This is a genomic window from Gammaproteobacteria bacterium (assembly GCA_022340215.1).
In the GTDB taxonomy this organism is placed as follows: domain Bacteria; phylum Pseudomonadota; class Gammaproteobacteria; order JAJDOJ01; family JAJDOJ01; genus JAJDOJ01.
This window is the reverse complement of sequence record JAJDOJ010000183.1, coordinates 1-5,880: the sequence shown is the minus strand read 5'-3', so window position 1 is coordinate 5,880 and position 5,880 is coordinate 1. Positions and strand designations below refer to the sequence as shown.

8 protein-coding genes are annotated in these 5,880 nt (G+C 63.5%); 2 read left to right on the top strand and 6 right to left on the bottom strand.

Translation table 11 applies throughout. From position 1 onward, the window contains the following. From LJE91_12955 to LJE91_12940, 4 genes are all read right to left on the bottom strand, one after another. Positions 1-207: hypothetical protein (locus LJE91_12955; GenBank protein ID MCG6869592.1), on the bottom strand; the 207-nt coding region annotated here is incomplete at its 3' end. A gap of 551 nt (positions 208-758) precedes the next feature. Next, positions 759-1,406: a pyridoxal 5'-phosphate synthase glutaminase subunit PdxT gene (gene pdxT, locus LJE91_12950; GenBank protein ID MCG6869591.1), complete on the bottom strand. Its 648-nt coding sequence runs from the start codon at positions 1,404-1,406 to the stop codon at positions 759-761. 17 nt (positions 1,407-1,423) lie between these two features. Next, complete coding sequence (gene pdxS, locus LJE91_12945; protein ID MCG6869590.1) at positions 1,424-2,311, bottom strand: pyridoxal 5'-phosphate synthase lyase subunit PdxS; 888 nt, start codon at positions 2,309-2,311, stop codon at positions 1,424-1,426. Further along, entirely contained in the window at positions 2,295-3,068 is a 774-nt protein-coding gene (locus tag LJE91_12940; GenBank protein ID MCG6869589.1) for an HAD family hydrolase, read from the bottom strand. Before LJE91_12940 ends, pdxS begins: the two co-directional genes overlap by 17 nt. A 140-nt stretch (positions 3,069-3,208) precedes the next feature. On the opposite strand from LJE91_12940, the gene LJE91_12935 reads away from it, so the two are divergent. Next, positions 3,209-3,697, top strand: coding sequence for a hypothetical protein (locus LJE91_12935; GenBank protein ID MCG6869588.1), 489 nt, complete (start codon positions 3,209-3,211; stop codon positions 3,695-3,697). A 162-nt stretch (positions 3,698-3,859) separates the two neighbouring features. Further along, complete coding sequence (locus tag LJE91_12930; GenBank protein MCG6869587.1) at positions 3,860-4,456, top strand: Uma2 family endonuclease; 597 nt, start codon at positions 3,860-3,862, stop codon at positions 4,454-4,456. A gap of 116 nt (positions 4,457-4,572) precedes the next feature. On the opposite strand, the gene LJE91_12925 is transcribed toward LJE91_12930, so the two are convergent. Next, positions 4,573-4,977 carry a hypothetical protein gene (locus LJE91_12925; GenBank protein ID MCG6869586.1) on the bottom strand — a complete coding sequence of 135 codons (405 nt, stop codon included), beginning with the start codon at positions 4,975-4,977 and terminating at the stop codon, positions 4,573-4,575. A 32-nt stretch (positions 4,978-5,009) separates the two neighbouring features. Then, positions 5,010-5,864: a DUF4338 domain-containing protein gene (locus LJE91_12920; protein ID MCG6869585.1), complete on the bottom strand. Its 855-nt coding sequence runs from the start codon at positions 5,862-5,864 to the stop codon at positions 5,010-5,012. Positions 5,865-5,880: the final 16 nt, after the last annotated feature.

Genomic DNA, 5,880 nt, shown 5'->3' with positions numbered 1-5,880 from the left:
GCGCACGATGTCCGCCTGTTTGGCATTGCCGTTGACACAGAACTGGGCGGTGATCATTTGGAAAGAGGCCCGATCCTCTTCAGCGTGAACGAACACCGGCATGCTGCCGTTGAAGTAGGTCACGCGTCCATCCCGTTTGCCGAACGCCAGCACGGCGGTAATGGGGGTGACGCCCTCGGGGAAGATCGGCAACTGGATTTGCGGCATCGGCTTCGGCCCTTTCGGCAGGACAATCTTGAGACTCGGCGCACCCGGCGCACCGAAACCGGTATCTTCGCAAAATCCAAGCCTCCGCCAAAGGCTGCTCGGCAGAATCGCCGCAGTCGGCTTGCTTCCGATTGAATTCCCGAGGTTTTTCGCCAGACCCTTACAAGAAGACCGCGGGGCCGAGATCAGGTCCTCTGAGCTTGGAGTCCGATGAGTTCGATGTACGAGGCAATTGGCTCTACTTCGACGAGGAGTGCTTCTTGCGGGGGGCGAGTGGCCGATATCAAGTAGACAAACTCATACCTGTGTCCGGCAAGGGCGTCATCACCGGTGCCGTCTCAGACGGCGTTGTCCAGGCCGATGTGAGCATCGGCATCGACGAATTGCGGAGCCGCATCAAGTACCTGTAGTCGACGAGGTCGAAACGGCGAGTCGCCCGAGCACGATGAACTGCGATCAGCCTGGGGCAAGAGCGATGTCCGGGCCGAACTGAACCTGGTCTGCCGGCAATCGACGCTGCTCTATGGAAGTAGCCCGTCCACGTGCGGTGATCAAGGAATAGGCGCGTAGCTGACCCAGGAATCGGCGCGCCAGCCTGTATCGCGTATCTCTCGACCGCCCCCCCGGACCGGGATTCCGCATTTACCAGCGAAATAGCGGTGAAAGGCGAGATTCGCGGTGAGCTCGGGATGAAAGACGGTGACCAGGATGCCCGGGTCCTCGGCGGCGGCGTGGAAGTCGTCGATCTTGAGCAGGGACGATACGCCCTCGCCCAGACTCAGGATCTTCGGGGCCCGGATGAAGGTGAGCGGGACGGAGACCTCGTCGAGCGCCGGGATATCGACCGTGAGGTTGAAGCTGTCGAGCTGGCTGCCGAAGGCGTTGCGCTGAACCCGAATGTCCATGAGCGCCAAGCGCGCCGCTTCGCCTACGACCTCCCGGGCTAGTAGTATGGCCCCGGCGCAGGTGCCCCAGAGCCTGAGTCCGGCGCGGAAGCGCTGTTCGATCTCCCGATCGAGGCCATAGCGGCGCAGCAGGCGGATCAGGCAGGTGCTCTCTCCGCCGGGAATGATCAACCCGGCGATGCCATCGAGGTCCGCCGCCCGCTTGACCCGCCGAGCCGGCACGTCTAGCGCCGCCAGGTGCTCCAGGTGCTCGACCACTCCCCCCTGCAGATCGAGGACGCCGATGGCGGGCACGGATGGCGTCTCCTGCCTCACCAACCCCGCTGGGCCAGGCGCTCTTCCTCGGGGATGGTGGGAATCTCGATGCCCACCATGGGCTCGCCGAGGCCGGTGGAGACCTCCAGAACCTTCTCCGGATCGTCCGCATAGGTCGTTGCCTGCACGATGGCCGCGGCCCGCCGCGCGGGATCGCCGGACTTGAAGATCCCCGAGCCGACGAACACGCCGTCGCAGCCGAGCTGCATCATCAGCGCCGCGTCTGCAGGCGTGGCTATGCCACCGGCGGCGAAGTTCACCACCGGCAGGCGCCCGGCCTCGTGCACCTTGAGGGCCACCTCGTACGGGATCCCCTGATCCCGGGAAAAGCCCGTGACCTCTTCCCTCGGCATGTTGCGGAGCATCCGGATCTCGCGATTCATGGTGCGCATGTGCCGTACCGCCTCCACGACGTTGCCCGTGCCCGCCTCGCCCTTGGTGCGGATCATCGCCGCCCCTTCGGCGATGCGCCGGCAGGCCTCGCCGAGATTGCGGGCTCCGCATACGAAGGGGATGGAAAACCGGGTCTTGTCGATGTGGCACTCCTCGTCGGCGGGGGTGAGCACCTCGCTCTCGTCGATGTAGTCGATCTTCAGGGCCTGGAGGAGCTGGGCCTCGACGAAGTGACCGATGCGCACCTTGGCCATGACCGGAATGGATACGGCGGCCTTGATCTCGCGGATCATGCCCGGATCGGACATGCGGGCCACCCCCCCGTCCTTGCGGATGTCCGCCGGTACCCGCTCGAGGGCCATGACGGCCACGGCGCCTGCCTCCTGGGCGATCTCGGCCTGCCCGGGGGTGGTCACGTCCATGATGACGCCGCCCTTGAGCATCTGTGCCAACTGCGCGTTCAGTACAAGTCGTTCACTGGTCAATGTCATACTCCGAATTCGCGATCTCTGCGAGACTAAGTGCCCTCAGGCGATGAATTTTCAAGCGCTCCGCCTCACGGCATTCGGCCTCGGTGTTATAACCCCAGCAGGCGATGTGCAGGCGCACAGGCGCCAGGTCCGGTTGCGTCGACAGTCGTTTCAAGGTGGCCAGACGGTCCTCGACGAAATCGATCGGGCGGCCGGAATGACCGTCCATGAGCTCTCGCAGAACCGCCTCCTTCTTCATCCGCCGGTCCAGGCCGTAGATTCGCGCGGCAGCGAAGGTCACGCCATGATGCGCGAGCAGCCGCTCGACGAACCTCTCCTGCTTAGTCGTGACGATATAGTAGTCGGTTCCTTGCGGCATCGCCCGCAAGGTCTCGGCGGTCCCGGGATACAGCGGGCTGAGCGACAGCCAGCCCTCCGGGTCCTCCTGGATCCACCGGTCGCGAACCGCCGCGTACCGGTGTTTCAACCCCTCCGCGTCCGCGCCGGACCGAGCAACGGTCTCGGGAAGCCGCTCCGAGAAGCGCTCCAGCAGCTCGTCCGGATGCTCCCCGTCCTTGAGTAGGCGCATCATCACGATGGCCTCGTAGCCCGTCTCGATCACCGGGCGGACGCGGCAATAGGCGTCCAGGAGCCGCGCTGGCGGAAGGGCGTCCGCCATGTCCCCCCACAGGGTTCCGGCCGCCCTCCAGCCGGTGATGCCGGTCTCCCGGGCGCTGTCGCAGAGGACACCGTCGAAATCCAATGCGAGCACGGACACCTATGTCATGGCTCCCGGCAGTTGAGATTGGCTCCGGACGAACACGATAACCTAACGCCGCGCAGGCTCCATATCAAGCCAGGAGAGCCTATTCCGGATATCTGGCAGGGTTATGGCGCAGACAGCATGAGGCACGATCATTGCCCTTTCTCGACCTCGACCTCGACCTGGCCCTGCTCCAGGGCGCGGAAGCGCCGGCCCTCACCGTTTTCTATGTCAACGCCAAGGCCATGCTGCCGGGCGAGAGCAGCGTCGGCAAATCGGGGCTCGCCATCCGCATCGCCGAAGGCAAGTTCCGCAAGACCGCATCGACCGACGGCGCCCCGTTCTGGCATTTCCCAACCGGGCAACTGCCCGCGCTTCCGTCCAATGTCGAGGGCGGACTGACGCCGTCGAACCTGGTGGGCCAGCCGGAGCATCGCCTGACCCACCAGCTTTTTCTGGATGACAGGGACGCCGCGCTGCTGCTGTTCGATTGCTCCAACCCGAACGATCCGTTTCGCGGCGTGCCTTACTGGGCCAAGGCGCTCAACAAGCATGAGCCGGCCCACGCAAAGAGAAACCTGGTCTCGGCCCGCTGCGACGTCATCCACCGTAGGGCATTCCCACGCCGACCTCCCTTCGCCTGACTGAGGCCCATGCCGTCCGTCCGATAGCCGGCGGACTGATGGGTAGCGATCAGCCCGCGCACGGGAGAAGGGCAGAGCAAGCTCCGTCGTTCTGCGGTCCCGTGCGCGCCCGGAAGCGCTGTTATACTGCAGCACACAGGATGATCACGAGTTCCATGTGCCATGACCGAGCCCAACCGACAAATCCGCTTTCGGTACGAAGACTACAAGAGTCTCCCTGAATCGACGGAGAAGCGTTATGAGCTACTCGATGGAGAGTTGTTGATGGTACCTGCTCCCACGATTACGCATCAGCGCATCTCCCGAGACCTGGAGGCGCGGCTGCATGAGTATTGCCAGCGCACCCGGATCGGAGAGGTACTTTATTCGCCGGTGGACGTAGTCCTGGGAGAGGCCGACGCGCGAGAGGTAGTACAACCGGATATCCTGCTCGTGGCCTCAGAGCGCCTATCCATCATTGCCGAAGAAGAGATCCGTGGTGCTCCCGACCTGGTCGTCGAGATCTTGTCGGCTGGCACGGAGCTTCGTGACCGCACTTACAAGAAGATTCTGTACGGGCGCTTCAGAGTACGGGAGTATTGGATCGTGGATCCGGCGGAGCGCACCATCGAGGTCCATGGGCTGACACAGACCGGCCTGGAGCTCCAGGGAAGCTTCACCGGAGGCGAGAGGGTGGAATCGACTCTGTTGCCGTATCTGGAGCTGACCGCCGATTCGATCTTCCCCCTGACATCCCGCCGATCGGAGGGGACCCCATGACGGTATCGGTCACCCGTGTCCACGTGGCTGTCAGACACGATTACCCCTGACGGAAACGAGGATCCGAGCCCGGGAGACGTTTCGAAGAGCGCCCGAATCCGCAAGAGCAGCGCCGATTAGCCTAGGTACGGCAGTTGTACGGCCGTCAGGCCGCGTCCCGCGGGGTGATCGGCGAGCAGACCATCCTCCGGATCGAGGCCCTGTCCAACCAGCTCTATCGGCGAGCCCACGCCCACGTCATCGTCGTTTCGCATTAGCCCGCTCAGTTGTTCAGTGATCTCTGACTGACCCTGGATCCGTCGCTCGACGCGTGGCGCATTGGGGGTGATTGCGCGCAACACGCGGACTCCTTCCCACACCGTGGGCAGATTGCCGTCTTTGAAGGTGACGATAAAGCGCCAATCGTTGTGCTGGCATGGTTCGAAAAAGCTCTGGTTGGGGTGTAACCCATCGGCAGTGATGCATATCGGCAGACGGAGAACCCCTTCTTGAGCTTTGCCGCCAGACGCCAGCCCTTTCAAGGTGAGTAAGCATTCGGCGTACCCGTCCCTGATCAATCAAGGGTTAATGGGCGCCTAAAGTCAGGCTCGAGAGGGTAAAGCCATAAGTCCTTGATGGGAACACTGCGCTTGCCTTTCGGGCCGAGTTTTCCACGGCCCTGGGTTTGGCCGATGTATTGCCAGTTGGCGGCCTTGTAGCAGGTGCCGGTAAAGCGCTCGGTATCGACGAAGGTCTCCATGAGCACGGGGCGGTAGGCGTAGCGTTGTTGCCAGTGTGCGGGAAGGGTGCGGGCAATCAGAGGGAGAATCTTGGAGGCGAGATTTTTCGAGCGGATCCAGGGCAGGATCAGGAAGCGGGCGTTGTTGACGATGAGGTGGAGTTTTCGGGTGCGCTGCTCGGCGCTCCAGCCGATATAGCGGTCGCGCGGCGCACATTGCCAAGCACTGGCGCCGAAGCCGATTAAGGCCAGAGGCCGTTCGGCGGCGGCGACGAAGTAGCGCAGCTGCGTGCCGGGCAGTGTCGTATAGCCGAGATAGTGGTAGCGGTGGATGTATTCGTTCCACAGACGCGAGTGCGCGCGTTTGACCACCGGCACCAATTGCAGGGGCCCCAGCGCATGGACCGGTAGTTCGAGGGGGGGAGCCGGATCGGTGGCGGGGGTGGCGCGGATACGGCTTTGCGGACGCGCGCCGGTGGGCGGCGGTAGGCCGATGAGCCCATCGTCTTGCATCCGTAGCATGGCTACCCGCGCCGACATCTCCTTGAGTCCACCATCGGCCTTGTACCAGCCGATGCGATCGCACAACCGCCGCGACAGATCGGCGCGGGTGCGGGCGGGATCTTCTGCAATGAGTCGGCGGATCAGCTCCAGCTCTTCGGCGGGAAAGTCGCGTCCACAGTAGCGCATCAAGAGGTATCCGGCG

Coding starts and splice junctions, on each gene's coding strand:
- pdxS (MCG6869590.1), bottom strand. CDS start 2,311: ATGACATTGACCAGTGAACGACTTGTACTGAACGCGCAGTTGGCACAG.
- LJE91_12930 (MCG6869587.1), top strand. CDS start 3,860: ATGACCGAGCCCAACCGACAAATCCGCTTTCGGTACGAAGACTACAAG.
- LJE91_12920 (MCG6869585.1), bottom strand. CDS start 5,864: ATGCGCTACTGTGGACGCGACTTTCCCGCCGAAGAGCTGGAGCTGATC.